At 75.3% G+C, this 19985-nt stretch carries 15 protein-coding genes; 10 read left to right on the top strand and 5 right to left on the bottom strand.

Annotation, left to right across the window (positions count from 1 at the left end):
* Positions 1–21: 21 nt before the first annotated feature.
* The 8 genes from AB0J57_RS01620 (at position 22) to AB0J57_RS01585 (ending at position 9129) form a co-directional block, all read left to right on the top strand.
* Positions 22–780: a class I SAM-dependent methyltransferase gene (locus tag AB0J57_RS01620; RefSeq protein ID WP_366125886.1), complete on the top strand. Its 759-nt coding sequence runs from the start codon at positions 22–24 to the stop codon at positions 778–780.
* On the top strand, positions 777–5012 hold the full coding sequence (locus tag AB0J57_RS01615) for an alpha-(1->3)-arabinofuranosyltransferase family protein (RefSeq protein WP_366126445.1): 4236 nt from the start codon (positions 777–779) through the stop codon (positions 5010–5012). The genes AB0J57_RS01620 and AB0J57_RS01615 overlap by 4 nt, the downstream gene beginning before the upstream one ends.
* A complete protein-coding gene (locus AB0J57_RS01610) occupies positions 5009–6340 on the top strand; it encodes a condensation protein (protein WP_366125885.1) in 1332 nt (443 codons plus the stop codon). Before AB0J57_RS01615 ends, AB0J57_RS01610 begins: the two co-directional genes overlap by 4 nt.
* The gene (locus AB0J57_RS01605) at positions 6337–7068 is read left to right on the top strand and encodes a class I SAM-dependent methyltransferase (RefSeq protein ID WP_366125884.1); all 732 of its coding nucleotides are present in this window, start codon (positions 6337–6339) and stop codon (positions 7066–7068) included. Before AB0J57_RS01610 ends, AB0J57_RS01605 begins: the two co-directional genes overlap by 4 nt.
* 8 nt (positions 7069–7076) lie before the next feature.
* Positions 7077–7988 carry a hypothetical protein gene (locus tag AB0J57_RS01600; RefSeq protein WP_366126444.1) on the top strand — a complete coding sequence of 304 codons (912 nt, stop codon included), beginning with the start codon at positions 7077–7079 and terminating at the stop codon, positions 7986–7988.
* Positions 7975–8187, top strand: a complete 213-nt coding sequence (locus AB0J57_RS01595) for a Trm112 family protein (protein WP_366125883.1) — start codon at positions 7975–7977, stop codon at positions 8185–8187. The genes AB0J57_RS01600 and AB0J57_RS01595 overlap by 14 nt, the downstream gene beginning before the upstream one ends.
* Before the next feature lie 66 nt (positions 8188–8253).
* Positions 8254–8733 (top strand): hypothetical protein, encoded by a 480-nt coding sequence (locus tag AB0J57_RS01590; protein ID WP_366125882.1) that lies wholly within the window; start codon positions 8254–8256, stop codon positions 8731–8733.
* 9 nt (positions 8734–8742) lie between these two features.
* The gene (locus AB0J57_RS01585) at positions 8743–9129 is read left to right on the top strand and encodes a VOC family protein (RefSeq protein WP_366125881.1); all 387 of its coding nucleotides are present in this window, start codon (positions 8743–8745) and stop codon (positions 9127–9129) included.
* Between the two features lie 5 nt (positions 9130–9134).
* On the opposite strand, the gene AB0J57_RS01580 is transcribed toward AB0J57_RS01585, so the two are convergent.
* Together AB0J57_RS01580 and AB0J57_RS01575 are read right to left on the bottom strand one after the other, a co-directional pair.
* Positions 9135–10067, bottom strand: coding sequence for a hypothetical protein (locus AB0J57_RS01580; protein ID WP_366125880.1), 933 nt, complete (start codon positions 10065–10067; stop codon positions 9135–9137).
* A 13-nt stretch (positions 10068–10080) separates the two neighbouring features.
* A complete protein-coding gene (locus tag AB0J57_RS01575; protein ID WP_366125879.1) occupies positions 10081–10464 on the bottom strand; it encodes a hypothetical protein in 384 nt (127 codons plus the stop codon).
* Between the two features lie 98 nt (positions 10465–10562).
* Between AB0J57_RS01575 and AB0J57_RS01570 the strand changes: the two genes are divergently transcribed.
* Positions 10563–14318 (top strand): CHAT domain-containing protein, encoded by a 3756-nt coding sequence (locus AB0J57_RS01570; protein ID WP_366125878.1) that lies wholly within the window; start codon positions 10563–10565, stop codon positions 14316–14318.
* 269 nt (positions 14319–14587) lie between these two features.
* Complete coding sequence (locus tag AB0J57_RS01565) at positions 14588–14935, top strand: hypothetical protein (RefSeq protein WP_366125877.1); 348 nt, start codon at positions 14588–14590, stop codon at positions 14933–14935.
* Positions 14936–14975: 40 nt separating this feature from the next.
* Here the strand turns inward: AB0J57_RS01565 and AB0J57_RS01560 are convergent, their stop codons facing one another.
* The 3 genes from AB0J57_RS01560 to AB0J57_RS01550 form a co-directional block, all read right to left on the bottom strand.
* Positions 14976–18869 (bottom strand): helix-turn-helix domain-containing protein, encoded by a 3894-nt coding sequence (locus AB0J57_RS01560; protein WP_366125876.1) that lies wholly within the window; start codon positions 18867–18869, stop codon positions 14976–14978.
* Between the two features lie 159 nt (positions 18870–19028).
* Positions 19029–19400 (bottom strand): hypothetical protein, encoded by a 372-nt coding sequence (locus AB0J57_RS01555; protein ID WP_366125875.1) that lies wholly within the window; start codon positions 19398–19400, stop codon positions 19029–19031.
* Between the two features lie 163 nt (positions 19401–19563).
* Positions 19564–19752, bottom strand: coding sequence for a hypothetical protein (locus AB0J57_RS01550; protein ID WP_366125874.1), 189 nt, complete (start codon positions 19750–19752; stop codon positions 19564–19566).
* Positions 19753–19985: the final 233 nt, after the last annotated feature.

The raw sequence follows: 19985 nt of genomic DNA, 5'->3' as shown, positions 1-19985 counted from the left end.
CACCGCGCCGGGGATGAGCCGATGAACGCCCCCTCCCCACCCAAGCCCCCCGCCCCCCTCAAGGACCCCTCCCTTCGCCGGTCCGTGGCCCTCTTCCGCGGCTTCCTGCGCGAACCGTCCGACCCACGGGGCTTCTACGAACTGCTCGCCCGCGACGCGGCGAACCAGGTGGAGCGGTACGAGCCGCTCGCCGGACGGGTCGTCGTCGACGTGGGCGGCGGAGGCGGCCACTTCACCGAGGAGTTCCGCAGACGCGGCGCCCAGGGCTACCTCTTCGAACCGGACCTGGCGGAGCTGACGGCGTCCCGGCCGCCCGAAGGCGCCGTCGTCGCCGACGGTTACCTGCTGCCGCTGGCCGACGGCGCGGCCGACATCTGCTTCTGCTCCAACGTCCTGGAACACGTGGAGGACCCGCGGACCTTCCTCAGCGAGCTGATCCGCGTCACCCGCCCCGGCGGACTGATCTACGTGTCCTTCACCAACTGGCTCTCGCCCTGGGGCGGTCACGAATGGGCGCCCTGGCACTACCTGGGCGCCGACCGGGCGCGCCGCCGCTACGAGCGGCGCACCGGGCAGCCGGCGAAGCACGTCCTCGGCAAGAACCTCTTCCCCGTCCACGTCGGCGCGACCCTGCGCCAGGTCAGGGCCCGTGACGACGTGACCGTGGTGTCCGCCCGCGCGCGCTACTGGCCGTTCCTGCCCGGCCTGATCACCAGAGTGCCGTTGCTGCGCGAGTTCGCCACCTGGAACCTCCTCCTCATCCTCCGGCGGTGCCCATGACCACCACGATCCCGGCACCTCCCCGCACGCCGGCGCCCGGAGCGCCGCCCGGCCCCGAACCGGCCGGCGGGCCCCGGTCACGACGCTGGCTGTGGGGCTTCTGGGCGACGGCCCTGCTGGCCCTGCTGGCCGCCGCGCCGGGCCGGATGACGTTCGACACCAAGCTCGGTGTCGCCCTCGACCCCATACGGTTCCTCGGCGACCTCGGCGAGCTCTGGCACAGCCGCGCCGGATTCGGCGGGATCTTCGACCAGTACGTCGGCTACGCCTTCCCGATGCTGCCGTTCTACGCGCTGACGGACCTGGTGGCGATACCGGTGTGGCTCGCCGAACGGCTGTGGCTGTCGATCATCGTGACGGCCGCCTTCTGGGGGGCGCTGCGGCTCGCCGAGCGACTGGAGTTCGGCACCGCCCGCACCCGGCTGCTCGCCGCCGTGGGCTACGCGCTGTGGCCGGTCTTCACCGTCGTCATCGGCTCCACCTCCGCCGCCGCGCTGCCCGGCGCGATGCTGCCCTGGGTGCTCCTGCCGCTCACCGACCCCCGCAGGCCCGCCAGGGCGGCGGCGCTGCGCTCCGCGCTGCTGATCCCCTTCATGGGCGGGGTCAACGCGGCGTCGACGCTCGCCTCCCTGCTGCCCGTCGGCCTGTACCTGCTCAGCCGGCCCGCCGGCCCACGGCGACGGACGCTGCTCACCTGGTGGACCCCCGGAGTGCTGCTCGCCACCGCCTGGTGGGTCGTCCCGCTGCTCCTGCTGGGCCTGCACGGTGAGAACTTCCTGCCGTACGTCGAGCAGTCCGAGACCACCACGGCCACCATGTCCGCCACCGAACTCCTGCGCGGGGCGGGCAACTGGGTGGCGTACCTGCACTTCGGCGAGGCGTGGCTGCCCGCTGGCTGGACGGTGGCGACATCGGTCCTCACCGTGCTCGGCTCGGCGTTCGCCGCCGCCCTCGGGCTCGCGGGCCTCGCCCGCCGCGACATCCCCGAACGGCGCTGGCTGCTGCTCGTGGTCCTGTCGGTCGCCCTGGTGACCCTGGCCGGGTACGGCGGGCCGCTCGGCGGGCTCTTCCACGGCACCGTGCAGGACTGGCTGAACGGCTGGCTCGTACCGTTCCGCAACATCTACAAGTTCCAGCCGGGCCTCGCCCTCGCCCTGGTGCTCGGGCTGGCCCACATCACGGCCGTCCTCGGAGGGCCAAGGGCAAGGCCACGGGTACGGGCGTACGTCCCGCTCCTCGCCGCCGCACTCGTCCTGCCCGGCCTGATCCTGCCGTACGTCAACGGCGGCATCCTCCAGCCGGGAGCCTTCCGGCAACTGCCCTCCCACTGGGAGAGCACCGCCGACTGGCTCAAGGAGCGCTCTCCCACCACCCGCGCCCTTGTCGTCCCCGCGACCGCCCACGGCATCTACGCCTGGGGCACCACCATCGACCAGCCCCTGGACGTCCTCGCCGACTCCCCCTGGGCGCAGCGCGACTACGTCCCGTTCGGCACGCCCGGCAACCGGCGGGCGCTGGACGCGGTGGAGCAGGCTCTGCTGTCCGGCGGCGAAGTCCCGGGCCTGAGCGACTACTTGAGCCGGGCCGGGCTGCACTACGTCGTCGTACGCAACGACCTCGACCCCGACCAGATCGGCTACGTCCCGCCGCAGACCGTCAAACGCACCCTGGAGGCCTCCGGCTACCGGCGGGTGACGGGTTTCGGGCCGGTCCTCACCGGCGGGCGGATCCCCGACGACACCCCCGTACAGATCGAGGGTCTCTACCCGCGCCAGCAGGCCGTGGAGATCTACGAACCGCCCGGCGCGACCGAGCGGCCCGGGCAGGCCGCCGTCAGACCGGTCGCGGACACCGCCGTCGTCAGCGGCGGCCCGGAAGCCCTGCTGCGGCTGTCGGCCGACCCCCGGATGCGCGACCGGCCCGCCGTACTCGCCGGTGACGCCACCCCCGGCCTTGGCACCCCGCCCGTACGGGCGGTGGCGGACGGACTGCGGCGCGCCGACACCCGGTTCGGGCTCGTCAACACCAACACCTCGTACACCTATACGGCGACCGAGCGGAACCCGTCCGGCAGCGCGCAGGACCCCGGCCGCCCGCCCCGCCAGATCCTGCCCCGCGACGACGTCCGCCACCAGACGACGGCCGTGCTGCGCGGCGCGGCGTCGGTCACCGCGTCGAGCAGCGGCAACTGGCTGTTCCACCTCCCGCAGTACGACCCGGTGAACGCGTTCGACGGCAACCCCGACACCGCCTGGACCGAGGGCGGCGCCGAGTCCCCGGTCGGACAGTGGCTGCGTATCGGCTTCGAGCGGAAACTGACCCTGCCCGGCTCGGTCCGGCTGACCCCGCTGCCCTCCGGCGGACTGCGCGCGGCGGCCACCTCCGTACGCGTCGAGACCGATCGGGGCAGCGAGGTGAGCCCGCTGCGGCCGGACGGCACGCCCCAGAACGTGCGGGTACCGGCGGGGGAGAGCGACTTCCTGAAGATCACCATCGAGGGTGCCCAGCAGGGCCGGCCCGGGCTGATCGGGGCGGGCTTCTCGTCCGTCGACATCCCCGGCGTCACGGTCACCCGGCTGCTCGCGCTCCCCGAGGACGCCGCGGGCGAGGACGGCGCACCCGAGGAGGTCTACTCCCTGCACCGGGGCAGCGACCCCGGCGGCCTGTCACCGGCCTCCGCCGAAGTCGGGCTGCACCGGCAGTTCCTGACCCGCACCGCCGGCGCGTACACGCTGAGGGCGACCGCGCTGCCCGTGCCGGGGGACGCGCTGGACGAGCTGCTGTACCGGCTGGCGCCCGAACAGCGGGGCCAACTGACCGCCACCGCCGACTCGACGGCCCGGCTCGGCTCCTCCCTCAGCCCGCGCAACCTCGTCGACGGCGACCTCACCACCGCCTGGATCGCCGGGGACCGCGCGGTGATCCACCTGCGGTGGCCGGGCAAGAGGGCGGTCTCGGAGATCGTGTTCGCCCCCGCCGGGGGCCTGTCCACCCGCGCCCAGCAGGTGGAGATCAGCTCACCGGACGGCGCGGCGACCGCGTCCGTGGACGAGAACGGCCTCGCCCGCTTCCAGCCGATCACGACCGACCGGCTCGACATCACCATCTCGCGGACGGCGCCGCTGACCCTGCACAACCCCGTCGCCGACGACCGGCTGCAACTGCCCGTCGGGCTGAGCGAGGTGTACGTACCCGCCCTTGAGGAATTCCGGGTGCCGCGACCGGACCGGGACGCCACGTTCGAGCTGCCCTGCGGCCAGGGGCCGGTGCTGTCCATCGACGGCACCCTGCACGCCACCAGCGCCCGCGGCCTGGTGCGCGACCTGACGGAGCGCCGCCCGGTCGACGTCAGCCTGTGCGCCGGCGCCGAACGCGGCGGCACCGCGCGGCTCGCGGCCGGCACGCACCGGGTCGAGGCGGGCGACACCGGCCCCCTCGCCATCACCGACCTCAGCCTCACGCGTGGCAGCGCGCCGGCGCCCACCACGGTGGCGGACCGGCGCCCGCTGACCGTCGGCGACTGGTCCGGCGACCGGCGCACGGTGGAGGTGGGCACCGGCCCGGCCTCGTACCTCCAGACGTTCGAGAACCACAACGACGGCTGGCACGCCACACTCGACGGGCGGGAGCTGACACCGGTACGGATCGACGGCTGGCAGCAGGGCTTCCTGATCCCGGAGGGCGAAGGCGGCACCGTACGGCTGGAGTTCGCCCCGGCACGGTGGTACGTCGCCGGGCTCATCGGCGGAGTCGTGGGCGTCCTGCTGCTGGTGGGCCTGGTGCTGGTCCTCGGGCGCGGCAGGCGCGCCGGCCCCGAGCCGGAGCAGGTCCCGGCACCCGGGGCCGTGCTGGGCGTGGTCGCGCTCACGGCGGTCGTCACGCTGGTCGCCGGATGGGCGGCGCTCGTCGTACCCGTACTGGCCGTCGTCGCACACCTGCGCCGCTCGCTGCTGGTGCCGGTGGCGCTGGCCGCGATGGCCGGGGCGGGGATCGTCGCCGCGTGGGAGGCGGGCGTCCTGCCGTCCGCGCACCAGGGGGCGTTCGGGCCGGTGGCCCAGTTCCTCGCCGTGACGGCGCTGGCGGCGGCCGTGGTGACCACCCGCCGGGGCGCACGGACGCCTGCCGCCGACCCCGCGCCGCCGGCACCGGAACCCGCCCCCGGCGCCACCGCACCGCTGCCACGGCGGCGACGTGCCGCACCACAGCCCCCAGAAGGAGGGACCGGCCGATGACGGCACTGCACCACCCCGCCCGGCAGGGCGGCCGCACCGGCCGCGAGCCGCTCGTCCGGGTGCCCTTCTCCACGGTCGACGAGGTGACCCGGCACTGCCTGACACCACAGGAACCGGAGACCGTCCACATCGAGGTGCACCTGTCCGGCCGCCCCGACGCCGCACGGCTGCGCACCGCGTTCACCGAGGCCCTGCGGCGCCACCCGCGCGTCCTGATGCGCGAGGCGCCCGGTCCCTGGTACCGCCGCCGGTACGAATGGGAGCTGACCGACGGGCCCGACCCCGGCGCCGAGGTCGTGTCCGTACCGGACACCGGCCCCGGGGCGCTGGAACGCGCGAGGCGGCGGGCGCTGACCCAGGCGCCACCCCTCACCGCGTCCCCACCGGTACGGCTGGAGATCATCGACCGCGTCCTGCTGCTCACCGTCAACCACACGGCGCTCGACGGGCCCGCCTGCCTCCGTGTCCTGGCGACCGCCGCCGAACTCTACGGCGGCCGGGACAACGCGCCCCAGGCCCCTCCGGTACGCCCGCCGGCCGGCGGAACGCCACGCGGCCTGCTCACCGAGGCCGGCGGCACCGGATTCGCGACCGGGTTCACCCCGGTGGCGAGGGTCGCCCGCGGCACTCCGGGCCCCGGACACGCCAACGGCATGCTGGTCGCCGAACTGGACGTGCCCCAGCGCCCCAAGGGCGCCGCGTACACCGTCAACGACCAGCTCATGGTGGCCACCGCCCGGATGATCGCCCAGTGGAACGACGGGCGCGGCGGACCGTCCCGCCCGCTGCGGATCACCATGCCCGTGGACGACCGGCCCCGCGGAATGGACATGCCCATCGGCAACGGCACCCGCCTCGTCGAAGTCCCCTTCACCCCCGCCGAACTGGCCCTCCCCACAACGGAACTGCTCCTCCTGACCGCCGTACGCACCCGCGCCCTCAAGGCCCTGCGCCGTCCCCAGCTCGGCCGGGGCGCCGCACTGCTGACCGCGCCCGTCGTCCCGGTGGCCGTCCGCTCCGTGATGGCGCGCACCGCCCGCCGAGCCCTGGCCCCGTGGACGTCCACCACACTGCTCAGCAACATCGGCCGGATTCCCTACCCCCTCGACTTCGGCGAAGGGGCGGGCACGGCGCGGGCCGTCTGGTTCTCCGCCCCGGCGCGCATGCCGCGCGGGCTCACGGTCACCACGGCCAGCACCGGGGGCCGGCTCCACCTCGCGCTGCGCTGGTCCGCCGCACTGCTCGGCCCCGACGACGGCACCCGGCTGCGCGACCTGTTCGCCCGGCACCTCGACGCGACCGGCGGGAAGGGGGAGCCGCTCCCATGACCACGGTGCGCCCCCCGGCCCCCGGCCTGCGGGACTTCTACGAGAACCCCGCCGTCCCCGTCGCCTCCGGAGACGCCCGGAGCCGCCGCCAGGCACTCATGCTGCGCCACGCCCTGCGCGACCGGACCGGCGCCACCGTCCTGGACGTCGGCTGCGGGGACGGCACCGCGGCGGCCGTCGCCGCCACCCTCCTGCCCGGCCACCGGATCGTCGGCGTCGACTGGTCGCAGGACGCGCTGCGCCGGGCGGCACCCCGCATCGGCACGGTCGTGCGCGGGGAATTCGGCGACGGAGGGCTGCCGTTCGCGGACGGGGCGGCGGACGCCGTCCTGTTCAGCGAGGTCGTCGAGCACCTCGTCGACCCGGACAGCGCGCTCGACGAACTGCGCCGCGTCCTCGCCCCCGGCGGCCACCTGATGCTCTCCACCCCCAACCTGGCCGCCTGGTACAACCGGGCGCTTCTCCTGGCCGGCGTCCAGCCGGTGTTCTCCGAGGTCAGCCTGCGCGCCATCCACGGCCGCCCGGGCACGGAGGTGGTCGGCCACCTGCGCCTCTACACCGCCCGCGCCCTCAGGGAGTTCCTCACCGCGTCCGGGTTCGAGGTCGTCCGCGTCGCCGGTGCCCCCTTCCACGGCGTACCGCGCGCCCTGCGCCCCCTGGACCGGCTCGCCTGCGCGGTGCCCGGTGCGGCCTCGATCCTGCTGGCCCACGCCCGGCGCGCCCGGTGACGCAGGCGATGTGGTGGGGCGTGGCGGCCGCGCTGTCCGCGAACGTCCTCTACAGCTCCGGGTTCGTCCTGGAGAAACGCGCCCTGTCCGGCATCCCGTCCCTCAGCGTCCGCCGCCCCCTGCGCCTGGTGCGGCTGCTGCTGGCCAGCCCGCTGTGGATCGGCGGCTCCCTGGCCCTGGCGGCCGGTTTCGGCGCGCAGCTCGTGGTGTACCGGACCCTGCCGATGGCGGCCGCGCAAGGGCTGTTCGTCTCCGGTCTCGTCCTGCTGCTCCTGCTGTCCTCCGTGATCCTCGGCGAACGCCTGTCACCGCGTGAGCGGTACGCCACGGCCGGCATCCTGGCCGCGCTGCTGATGGTGGTCGCCTCCCTGCGCCAGGGCGCGGACGCGGTCGGCGACAGGGCGTCCACCGTGTCCGTCCTCGCCCTCAGCGGTGTCTCACTGCTCGCCGGCTTCTGGCTGTACGCCACCGCCGAGCGCCGCGCGGCCCGCCGCCGGCACGCCGCGCCCCCCGCCGGGGTCGCGTACGCGGTCGCCGTCGGCCTGGTCTACGGGGTGAGTTCGCTGGCCATCAAGGGCATCTCCGCGCGCCTCGCCCCCGACGCGCCGCTCGCCTCGGCCCTCTCGCTGGCGACGACCCCGTATCCGTACCTGCTGCTGATCACGGGCGCCGGCGGCCTGGTCCTGTCACAGACGGCGTTACAGCGCTGCCGGGCGTCCCTGGTCGTCCCCGTCTGCACGACGACCTCGTGCCTGTACACCGCCACCCTCGGCACCCTCGCGTTCGGCGAGTCGCTGCCCGGGGACCCACTGCGCCGCCTCCTGCTCGTGGCGGGGGCGTCCCTGGCGGTGTCCGTACTCCTCGCGCTCTCCATCCCGTCCACCCGGAAACCGCAAAGGCCGAGCCATGAACCCCGATGACCCCCTGCTGAAGATCCTGGTGTGCCCCCTCGACAAGGGCCCGCTCACCCTCCTCCCGGCCGACGGGGCCCTCTACAACCCCCGCCTCCGCCGCCTGTACCCCGTCGTCGACGGCATCCCGCAGCTCCTCCCGTCCTCGGGCGTGCAGGTGACGGCCGACGAACACGAACGCCTGCTCGACCCCGGCCATGGGCGCTAACCTCGGGCCAGGGACGGGGAGTTCGCCCCGCATGCCCGACCGAAGACATGAGAGGCAGGGGGACGGATGCTGGCCGAGCCATTGATGGCGCTCGCGGGTGCCGGGGCCACCGCGCTGATCGGCGCCATGGCCACCGACGCGTGGCAGGGCGCGCGGGGCGGGATCGTCAGGCTGTTCGGGCGGGACGACGAGAACCGGGGAGCCGTGGTCGCCGCCCAGCTCGACGAGGACGCCGTGCTCGTCGGGCGGACCGACCCCGCCGAGGAGGACCGGGTCCGCGAGGAACTGGTCCCCGTATGGCGCCGCCGGCTGGTCGTCCTGCTGGAGGAGCACCCCGACGCGGAGGAGGACCTGCGCGGCCTCGTCGAGCGCGTACGCGGCGGGCTGCCGGACGAGCGCCGGGTCTGGGTGCAGACCAACACCGCCCGCGACAGCGCCACGCTCTTCGCCGTCCAGGGCGGCAGCATCCACTACCACCAGGCGCCCGGCGGCAGGCCGCCCGTACCGGAGCCGCCGCAGCCGGAGGACGGCGCCGGCCTGGCGTAGGGTCCCGCCATGGTGCACGTATTGAGCAGCAGGGTCCTCCTGCGCCCCGGCGACCCGCACGCCTCCCGCGTCTTCTACGGCGAAACCCTGGGCCTCGCCGTCTACCGCGAGTTCGGTACCGGACCGGAGCGGGGCACGGTCTACTTCCTCGGCGGCGGCTTCCTGGAGGTGTCCGGGCGCTCGGAGGAGCCCCCGACGGCCACGCTCCAACTGTGGATGCAGGTGGCCGACTGCGCCGCCGCCCACGACGAGCTGTCCGGGCGCGGGGTACGGGTGCTGCGGCCGCCGGTGAAGGAGCCCTGGGGCCTGATCGAGATGTGGATCGCCGACCCGGACGGCCACCGCATCGTGCTCACCGAGGTCCCCGCCGACCACCCGCTGCGCTACCGGCCCTGACCCGGTCAGTCACCCGGTGCGTCGCGGAGCACGGTGGCCCACTGGTCGTCCCTCTCCGTGCCCGGCTTGCGGAGAATCGCCGTGACCTCCTCGCCGACCTCGGGCGTCACCCGCTGCGCCCAGTCCAGGCCCAGTTGGACCGCGAGGTCACGGCCGTACACGTCGACCGCCGCCTCCGCCAACTCGGCGTAGACCGCCACCGAACGGCGCACCCGCTGCCGCGCCACGAGCAGGGACACGGCGCCCACGACCGCCGAGGGCCACCAGAACAGCCCGAGCAGCAGGTGGAGCAGCGCCCACCCCACCGACCGGGCGGCGGAAGCGGCACGCTCCTGTACGGCGACCAGTTCGGCGCGGGCCGCGTCGGGCAGGACCAGCCACAGCCGGGGCCAGACGACCGGCAGGTCGAGCCGGCACGAGCGGTGGAGCCGTTCGTCGGTGGCGCGCAGCCGGTCACCGGCCCAGGTCGGCCGGTCGGGCTCCACCAGGCAGACCGCGTCCCGCCGCTGCACCGCCCGGCGGGCGCGCACCCTGGCCCGCTCGTCGCCGAGGTCCGCGAACAGGTCCCGCACCGCCGCGTCCGCCCCGGCCGCGGCCGTACGCCAACGACGGCGGCGCAGCGCCACCAGCGGCCGCAGCACCGGGCCCGCCCCGGTGAAGCCCCAGCTCGCCACCACGGCCCGGCCGACCGCCACCGCCACGAAACCGGCCGCCGTCGCCACCACGACCAACGCCACCACGGCCACGGCGACCGCCCCGCCGGGCGCCGAGGCCCACGCCTCCGCCCGCGTACGCAGCAGGCCGGCGTCCAGCGCGTGCCCGTGACCGAGGACGGACGCGAGCACCACGGCGCCGGCGAACACCGCGCCCGGCAGCATCAGCACGGCCGCCCACCGGGCGGCGAGGTGCTTGCCCAGCTCCGTCAGGAAGACGCTCACAGCCGCGACCGCCTCACAACCGGAACCGCTTCACCGCCAGCGCCGCGCCGGTCAGCGCGCACGCCGGGGGACCGCCCGGCTCGGCGGCCTCGGCACGGCTGCACGCACCGGCCGGGCACACCCAGGCCGACACCATGACGCTCCCGCCGCCCTGCCACGGCTCGAAGGACCGGGCCCCGGTGGTGAGACCGTCGATCCCATGACGCGCGAACGCGTCCTCCAGCAGGTCGAGATCCGCCTCCAGCGCGCCGCCGTCGGCCGCCCGCCCGGCACGCACCGCGCCGACGATCCGGTCCAGGGCGTCCGCCACGCCGTAACGCGCCGCGCGCTCCGCCAGCTCCCCGCCCGCCGCCTGGCCGCACAACATCTCCAGCCGCCGCGCCACTTGTCGCCCCATCAGCGCCCCCACACCCCACCGAACTCATGATGTCCGTCCGAAACGTACCGCCATCGAGGCTCCCGTGGTGTGATGGACAGCGGACTCGGAGGGATCCGATGGGGGACATCGACGCGGCCTGGTACCACGTACGGGAAATCGTGCACGACCACGAGCGTTCGGGGGACGTCGAGCGCCTGCTGGGGCTGGACACGTCCTGGTACGCGACCCCCCGGGACGCCGCCTCGCTGCGCGCCATGGCCCTGCTCCACTGGTACCGGCACCTCGCCCTGCCCGGCTTCGACGGACTGAGGGAACGGGACAAGGCCGCCGAGCTGTTCCGCCGCCTGCACCGCACCGCACCCGGCGAGGTGCCGGAGGCGGTGCGGGAGGCGCTGGGCGGTGAGCCGGGGCAGGGCGGTGATCCGGGGCACGACGGCGGGCGCTCGCGGTGGCGGCGCGGCGGCAAGCGCGCGCCGGCGGGAAGGACCGGGCGGACGGCGGCGGACGTCCTGACCGCCGGGGAGGCCGCCCGGCTCGACCGCCTCCGCGCCGACTACCGGGGCAGGGGCGGCATCGGCGCACTGCGCGCCCTCGTGGCCGCCCTGGCGGAGTACCTGCCACGGGCCGCCGAGGACCACGAGCGCGCCGCCCTGCTGACCGACCTCGCGTCGGCGACGGCGGACCTCGCCTGCGCGACGGGAGACGGCAGCGGGCTCACCGTGGCGCTGAGCGCCGCCGACAAGGCCGTCACGCTGACGCCCGCCGACGATCCGCACCTGGCCCGCAGGCTGGTCCGCCGCGGCATGATCAAAGCCGTGCACGGCAGCGAGGACGAGGCCGCCGACGCCGTGCGCAGGGCGCTGCCCGACTACCGCTGGGCCGCCACGCTCGCGTTACGGGCCCGGCCCTTGCAGCCGGACGTCGTCGAGGTGCTCGGCCGGGCGCTGAGCCGGGGGTACGAGCTGACCGGTGCGACGGAGTTCCTGCTGCACGAGGTCGGCGTGTGGCGCGACCTGCGCGACGCGAGCGAGGCCGGCGTCCGGCTCCGGGCGGCCGGCCTCCTCGGCGAGGCGGCGGACGAACTCGCCGCCGCCATCGGGCCGGAGCAGGCCGAATGGCTGCTGACCGCGCACCACGACCCGGGTGTGATCGACGCCCAGTTCCGCCTCGTCCGGGAACTGGCCGCCCGGGCGGACACCGACAACTCCCCGGCGCTGATGGGCCGGCGGCAGAGCGCCGCGCTCGGACTGGTGGCCGCGCTGCCCCTGACCCACGACGACCGGACCGCCGCGTTACTGGAGCTGTGCGAGGCCGACTACGACGGCTGGCAGCTCGCCGGCGAAGCCCAGGGCGCCGTGCGCGCCTTCGACCTGGCCCAGGAGGTGGCGGCCGCACTGCCGCCCGAGCACCCGCTGCTGCCGACCTTCCTCTCCCTGCTGGCGTCCGCCGGCGTGGAGGTGGCCTCGCACTCCTCGTCACCGGAGATCGGCGACGTCGCGGTGGCGGCCGCCCGGCGCGGTGTGGACCTCGCCGGCCCCGACCCGGACGACCGGGCCCACCGGCTCGACGCGCTCGGCCGGGCGCTCCGCACCGCCGCCGAGGTCGGCGACGACCCCGAGCTCCTGCGTGACGCGGTGGAGCGGCACCGCGAAGCCGTGGCGCTCACCCGCCCCGACTCCCCGGGGCGCCCGTTGCGCCACAGCCACCTCGCGACCGCGCTGACGCGCCTGGGCCTGATCCACGGCGACGACACCATGCTCGCCGAGGCCGTCGAACAGAGCAGCCTCGCGGTGCAGGCGCTGCCGCCGGGCGACGTACGCCGGGTGGGGCTGCTCTACAACTACGCGACCGCCGTGTCGGTCCTGGCGGGCAGGTCCGACGCCGCCGAACCGTTCGCCGAGGCCGAACTGGCCTACCGCGCGGCGCTCGCCCTGCTCCCGCCGGGCCACCCCGACCACCCCCGCATCCGCAGCGCCGTCGCCGCCACCCTGAGCAAGCGCTACCGGGCGTGCGGTGACGTCCAGGCGCTGACCGAGGCCGTCGCGCTGGCCCGGCAGGCCGTCGAGGAAACCCCGCGCGACCACCACTGGTGGCCCATCCGGGCGCAGATGTTCACCGAAGGCGCCCGCACCCTCGCCCGGCTCGGCGGACCGGACGCCGCCGCGCTGCGCGCCGAGGTCCTCGCCCACTGCACGGGCATCGCCGAGAGCGCCCAGGCGCCGGACGGGATGCGGATGGCCGCCGAACGCGAACGGCTCGACGTCGTACGGGAGTCGGGCGACCCCGCCGCCACCCTGGAGGCCCTGGAACGGGCCGTGGCCGCCGTCCCGCGCACCCTCAGCCGCGCGCTGCCCGGCCGGCGCCGGCTCGCCGCCGTCCACCGGCTGGAGGGCCTGGCGGCGGACGCCGTGGCGGCGGCCGTGACGGTGGGTGATGCGCAGCGCGGCGTCGAACTGGCCGAGCGGTGCCGCGGCCTGCTGTTCGGCGAGGCATGGGGCATCCGGCGCGGCTGGGCCACCCTGCAACGCCTCGCCCCCGACCTCGCGGCCGCGCTCGACCGGGTCGAGAAGGAACTGGCCAAGGCCGACAGCTACTCCTACGTCGCCCGCTTCACCATCGAGGTGGAGTACCGGTCCAAGAAGTCCGTCAGGGAGTGGAACCCCAGGCCGGCCAACGCCACCCGCACCCGCGACCTCGCCGCCGAGCGGGAGCAACTGATCGCACACGTCCGCGCACTGCCGGGCTTCGCGGACTTCCTGGAACCGCCCACCATGGCCCGGCTTCGGCACGCGACGGCGGGCGCGCCCGCGGTCCTGGTCGCCGCGCACGCCCTCGGCGGTGCCGCGCTCGTCGTGCCGGGCGACCCCACCCGCCCGGTCACGGCCGTCCGGCTGCCCGGCCTGCGCGACGACGCGGTGCGCGACCTCACCGCACGGCTGCGCACGGCAGTCGCGGACGCCCACGACCAGTCGTGCTCCTTCGACCGGCGCGAGGCGGCCCAGGGCGAACTGCACGACGTACTGGAGTGGTTGTGGGACCACGTGGCCGAACCCGTGCTGGACGCCGCCGTCCCGTACGACGCCCGCCGGCCGGAACGGCCACGCCTGTGGTGGTGTCCCGTCGGAACCGTCAGCCACCTGCCCCTGCACGCGGCCGGCCACCACCGCGCCGCCACCGCCGACCGGTCGCCCGTCACCGTCTACGACCGGGTCGTCTCGTCGTACACCCCGACGCTCACCGCGCTGGCGGACACGCTCGGCACGCCGGGCCCGGCGTCGCGGACCGCGCTGGTGGTCGGGGTCGCCGAAACGCCGGGCCACCCGGTGCTCGACCACGCACACGCCGAGGCCCGGCACGTCGCCGGCCTGCTGCCCGGGTCCACGCTGCTGCTCGACGCCGAGGCGACCCTGGACGCGGTCCAACAGGGGCTGCGCGAACACCCGGTGGCCCACTTCGTGTGCCACGGCAACACCGACCCGAGCGTGGCCACCCAGTTGCGCAGCGGCCTCGTTCTCGGGGGCACACGGCTCAGCCCGGCCATCGTGCACGACCTCCGGCTCGACCAGGCGGCGCTGGCCTTCCTCTCCGCGTGCGACACCGCGGGCGCGCACCCCGTCTACGAGGACGAGCCGCTGCACCTGGCGTCGGCCTTCCACCTCGCCGGGTTCCGCGGCGTCATCGGCACGCTCTGGCGCACCCGGGACAGCCCGGAGGTCGCCGAGGCGGTGTACGCGTCACTGACGGCGGACGGCACGGCGCCGGCCGACACCGCCTCGGCGGCCGCGTCGCTCAACGACGCGCTGCGCGCACTGCGCGACGCCTACCCCGCCGTGCCCACCCGGTGGGCCGGGCACATCCATGTCGGTGTGTGAAGGGAAGGAAGTGACGACCGTGCGCAACCGCAACCGCAACCGCAACCGTCCGCTCCCCGAGGACCTGGCACGGCGGATCGACGACGCACTCACCCTGTACGACAACGGACTGTACGACCGGGCCGAAACCCGGATCCGGGGCCTCCTCCCCGACATCGACGACACCGTCGGAGCGGACCACCCCGAGACCATCGCCGTACGCGACCTCCTCGGCTCGGTGCTGTTCCAGCGACGCCGGCTCGACGAGTCGGCCACTGCACCAGGAGGCCATGCACCGCGCCATCCGCGTCCTCGGCCGCGACGACCCGCGCACGCTGTCCTACGCCCACAACTACGGCGCGGCACTCGTCGTCGGCGGGCGTACCGGCGAGGGCGTCGCCATCCTGGAGGACACCCTCACGCGCCGCACCCGGAGGCTGGGCGAGCGGGACGAGGAAACCCTGACCACGGCGCAGACGCTCGGTGCCACGCTGTTCGCCGCGGGCGCCGTCGGCCGGGGCATCGACCTCCTCCGCCGTGCCCACGACGCCAGCGCCGCCCTCGGCCCCCATCACCCCCTGCACCAGGACATCGCCGAGAACCTCCGCATAGCGCTGCGCAACTCGGGCCGGTGGTGAGCGGGGCGACAGCCACTCGGGAACTCCGGCAGCCAGGGCCTCAACGACCGGCACAGGTACGGCCCGGGGAGACGGGCAGCCCCGGCATGAGCGTCTCGCGCTGCTTGGGGCCGATGCGCTGCCGCACCCGGCAGATCTCCGTGAGCCGGGCACCGACGTCCAGGTTCCACAGCCGCACCGTGCCGTCGTTGCTGCTGCTGGCCACCGTCCGCCCGTCGTGGGAGAACGCGATGCCCCACACCGCGTTCGTATGACCCGTCAGCGCGGCCCACAAGCGCCGCCCCGGCACGTCCCACAGCCGTACCGTACGGTCGTTGCCGCTGCTCGCCAGCGTCCGCCCGTCGGGCGAGAAGGCGAGGCCCCGCGCGGAGCCGGTGTGGCCGGTCAGCGACCCCACGGACCGGCGCAGCCGGGTGTCCCACAGCCGTACGGTCCCGTCGTTGCCGCAGCTCGCGAGCATCCGCCCGTCCGGGCCGAACGCCACGCCCCGTACGGCGCCCGTATGGCCGGTGAGCGTGGCCAGCGGGCGGCGCGCGGCGACGTCCCACAGCCGTACGGTGAGGTCGTCGCCGGCGCTCGCCAGGGTGCGCCCGTCGGGGCTGAACGCCACGTCGTTGGCGAAGTCGGTGTGGCCGCTCAGCGCGGCCAGCGGGCGGCGCCCGGCCACGTCCCACAGCCGTACCGTACGGTCGGAGCCCGCCGACGCCAGCGTCCGCCCGTCCGGGGCGAACGCCACCGAGAACACGTCCCCGTTCGTGCCGGTGAGCGTGGCCGACGGACGGCGCGCGGCCACGTCCCACAGGCGTACCGTGCCGTCGGAGCCCGCCGACGCCAGTGTGCGCCCGTCGGGCGCGAAGGCGACCGAGAACACCATCTCCCGGTGGCCCGTGAACGTCGCCAGGACCCGGCGCCCGGCCACGTCCCACAGCCGCACCGTGTGGTCGGCGTCGGCGGTGGCGAGCAGCCGCCCGTCCGGGCTGTACGCGGTCTGCCAGATCTCGGTGAACGGACGCGGCGTCAGCACCGAACCCCGCAGGTCCCACAGCACCACGGACTGGTCGAACCCGGCCGTGGCCAGCACCGTGCCGCGCGCGTCCAGCGCGACCCCCAGCACGTAGTCGGTGTGCCCGGTGAGCGTCGCGGTGGGCCGGCCGCTGCGCACGTCCCAGAGCCGGGTCGTCCCGTCGCCGCCCGCGCTGACCACCATCGTGCCGTCCGGGGTGTAGGCGACGGCGTTGACGTCGTCGCTGTGCCCGGTCAGCGTCCCCACGGAGCGGCGCAGCCCGGTGTCCCACAGCCGGACCGTCCGGTCCACGCCCCCGGTGGCGACGGTCCGCCCGTCCGGGGCGAACGCCGCCCCCAGCACCTCGTCGGTGTGCCCCACCAGGACGGCGAGCGGGCGGCCACCGCCGGCTCCGCCGAGACCCGTGTCCCACAGCCGTACGGTCCGGTCGGCGCCGGCCGACACGAGCGTCCGGCCGTCCGGGGCGTACGCCAGGGCGTTGACCCGCCCGTCGTGGCCGGTGAGGGACGCCACGGCGCGGGGCCGGTCACCGGCGACGTCCCACAACCGGACCGTGCCGTCGGCCGCCGCGACGGCCAGCGTCCGCCCGCGCGGGGCGAACGCCACGGCCCGCGCGCCCGCCGTGTGCGCGGGCAGCACCGCCGCCCCCGCACGCCGGGCGGCCGTGTCCCACAGCCGTACCGGACCCTCCGTGGAGGTGGCCGCGAGCCTTCGCCCGTCCGGGCTGAAGGCGACCGCGCGCACCCGCCCGGGGAGGGTGAACGTCGTGACCGTCCGGCGGTCGGCGACGCGCCACAGCCGCACCGTCCCGTCCGAACCCGCCGACGCCAGCAGACCGCCGCCCGGCGCGAACGCCACCGCGTTGACCGGGCCGCCGTGCCCGCCGAGCCGGGCGGAGAAGGGCTGCGACTGGGTGCTCAGCAGGGCCCCGCGCGCCTCGGTCGTCGCCTCCGTGCGGTACGCCTCCTCGGCGAGCAGCATGGACGCCTCGGGCTGGCCGGCGGCCAGGGACGTGGACCGCACGGCGAGCGCCTGCGAGCGGGCGGCGCGCTCCTGGCCGAGGGCGCCCGCGCGCTGCTGGTACGCCATGCCTCCGGCGCCCAGCGCAAGGAGCAGCAGGACGACGAGCGTGGCCAGCATCCGCTGCTGCCACCTGACCTGACGCCTGGCCTGCTCGGCCCGGCCGTCCTCCTCCGCCTGGCTCGCCCGCAGGAAGGCCGCTTCGCGGGGGCCGAGCCGGCTGGTGCCGTCCAGTTCGTCGGCCCACGACCGTACGGTGGCCAGCCGGGTGCCGCGGTAGAGGGCGGACGGGTCGTGGCCCTCGCGCTCCCACGCCTCGGCGGCCTGCGCCAGTTGCTGGTGGATCAGCAGCCCCGCCCGGTCGGCGTGGATCCAGCCGCGCAGCCGGGGCCAGGCGTGGAGCAGCGCCTCGTGGGTGATCTCGACGGTGTCGCTGTCCATGGTGATCAGCCGCGCCCGTACGAAGGCGTCGAGCGCGGCAGCGGCGCCGCCGGCGTCCTCCGGCCGCCCCAGCAGGGCGGCCCGGCTCATCCGGCGCCGTGTCGCCCCGGTGCCGTCGGCGACATGGACGAGCCGCACCAGGAGGCGGCGGATGGTCCTCTGCTCGGCCGGGTAGAGGCGGGCGAACACGTCCTCCGCCGTACGCGCGACGGCCCCCCGGATGCCGCCGGTGGCCTCGTACCCGGCGACGGTCAGCGTGGCGCCCTCGCGCCGCTGCCAGGTGGCCATCAGCGCGTGGGACACCAGGGGCAGGGCACCGGAGGGGGCGTGCTCCGGCGAGGCGCCCGGTTCCGCCGCCCCGGTCCCGTCGCGCAAGCCCGCGTCCCGCACGAGCAGTTGGACCAGGCCCGGTTCGAGGGCGACCCCCGCGAGCTCGGCCGGCCGCGTGATCGACTCGCGCAGCTCCGCCACGGACATCGGGGGCAGGACGAACAGCCCGTCGGTGAAGACGGAGGCCAGCTCGGGGAGGTCCAGGCAGTTCCCGGTGAAGTCCGCCCGGACGCCGATGACCACGACGGCGGCGTCGTACCCGGACGTCTCGGGCCGGGACGTCGCCACGGCGGTGAGCACCCGTACGAAGGCGCGTCGCTCGTCCTCGTCGGAGCAGAGGGTGAACAGCTCCTCGAACTGGTCGACGACCAGCACCGGGCGCACGGGCGGCGGTCGCCGCTCCCCCCGGTTCCGGTCCTGCGGCGGACGGCCGTCCGACAGGCGGTGCACGGCTTCGAGGAGCGTCTCCGGCCGGTCGCGCAACAGCCGCGTACCGATGCCGAGATCACTGCCCAGGGCCTTCGCCGTACACTCCAGCAACTCCTCCAGCGGATGCGCGGTCGGCGTGAACATCACCACCGGCCACCCGTCGGCGCCCGGCATCGGAAATCCGCCCCGGCGCCTGAGCGCCGGTACGAGACCGGCGTTGAGCAGCGACGACTTGCCGGCGCCCGAGGGGGCGACCAGCAACAGCGGTCCGCCGCCGACGCGTTCGAAGACCCGCTCGACCAGCGCGGCCGTCGCCCGCTCCCGGCCGAAGAACCACCCGGCGTCCCGCGGGGTGAACGCCGACAGGCCCCGGTAGGGGCAGGCGCCGTCCGGCTGCCCGGCCGGCGGGGCGTGCGGCGCCGGTGTTTCCCGCACCAGCCGCAGCAGCTCACCCTCCGCGCACAGCACCTGGTCACAGCGGCGTGCGACGTCGACGGTGACGCGTTTCGCGCCGGTCTCGATCTTGCTCAGATAGCCCTTGCTGTAGTGCGTCCGGCGGGCCAGGTCGGCCAGAGACAGGCCCCGTCGCAGCCGCAGGTGTCTCAACCGCGCCGGGAAGGACGCGGCGGTGTCGTGGTCGGGCAACTCCTGCGGACGGTCGGTCTTCCGTCCGCGGTCCGGATCCCCCAAAGCATCCCCCGTGGCAAGGTGCGCCCAGATTGTGAGATGACAGGCGTCCAGGCTACAGCGGGGGTCGGACGGCCGGCCCAGCCGTTCGTCCGGTGTGGCGGAAACAGGACTTCCGGAGCCGCCGGACCGGCGGCTCCGGAAGCTTTCCATGACGCCGGGTTACGGCTGGAGCGTGATCGAGTTGATCGGCGTCATGTCCTTGTCGATGTAGTAGCCGGCCGGCAGGTACCCCTGGCAGCCGGTGCCGTTGGACCCGGTGCAGGTGCGCACGGTGGCGCCGCCGGTCTGGTTGTTGAAGATGCGGTACGTCCCGTACATGTTCCGGAGGTTGTGGGCCCCGTACGTGTAGTACGTGTGGGTCGGGCGGTCGTTGTTCCAGCCCGCACCCGGGTACAGGCACACGTACCCGGAGTTGCACCCGTGGACGGCGGCGGCCTCCGCCGCCTGGGCCTGGGTCGCGGTGACGGTGGTCATCGTTCCGACGGCGAGCACGAGTGCCGCTGCGGTCCTCATCGCCTTGAACTTGCGCACATTTCCCCCTTGGTGGGTCTTGCGGCGTGCTGACGACTTCAGCGTGTCCCCGGCACGCGCCCGGGTCGACGGGTTTCCCGTTGCCCGTCGCTCCCCGGAACGGGAAACCGCCGTTGACCAGGCGGTCACGGGGCCGGAGGTCAACGGCCCCCCTCGGCCCGGGTCAGCAGCACCAGCGAGCGGGCGCCGTGAGGGAGGACAGCGGGTCGCGGCCGGCCGGCCGGAGCGCGTCGGCGTCCTGCTCCCACGGTTCCGCCGTGGCGGGGACGCGGGCCGGCGCCCCGCCCGGGACGGACAGTCCCGGGTCCGTCTCACGGTCCGTCCAGTGATCGGCCCTCACCTCTTCGATCAACCGACTGCCCTCCCCATTGGTTCCGGCGATGAGGGGCACCGTAGGCGCCGGACGACGGCAGCACATCGTCCGCGGTACGGATCCGGCCAAACCGGCCTCCCCCGAAGGACGGAGGGCCGAGACCGGTGATTACACCGATGCCCCGTCGCCCCGGTCGCCGCGACAGTGGCACCCCCCATCCGCCACGGCGATGCCGACCGGCCGCACCGGAACGCACCCGCCCACGACCGAGA

Origin of the sequence: Streptomyces sp. NPDC049837 (genome assembly GCF_040674455.1) — a bacterium.
Classification (GTDB): Bacteria; Actinomycetota; Actinomycetes; order Streptomycetales; family Streptomycetaceae; genus Streptomyces.
This window is presented reverse-complemented; position numbering and strand designations above follow the sequence as displayed.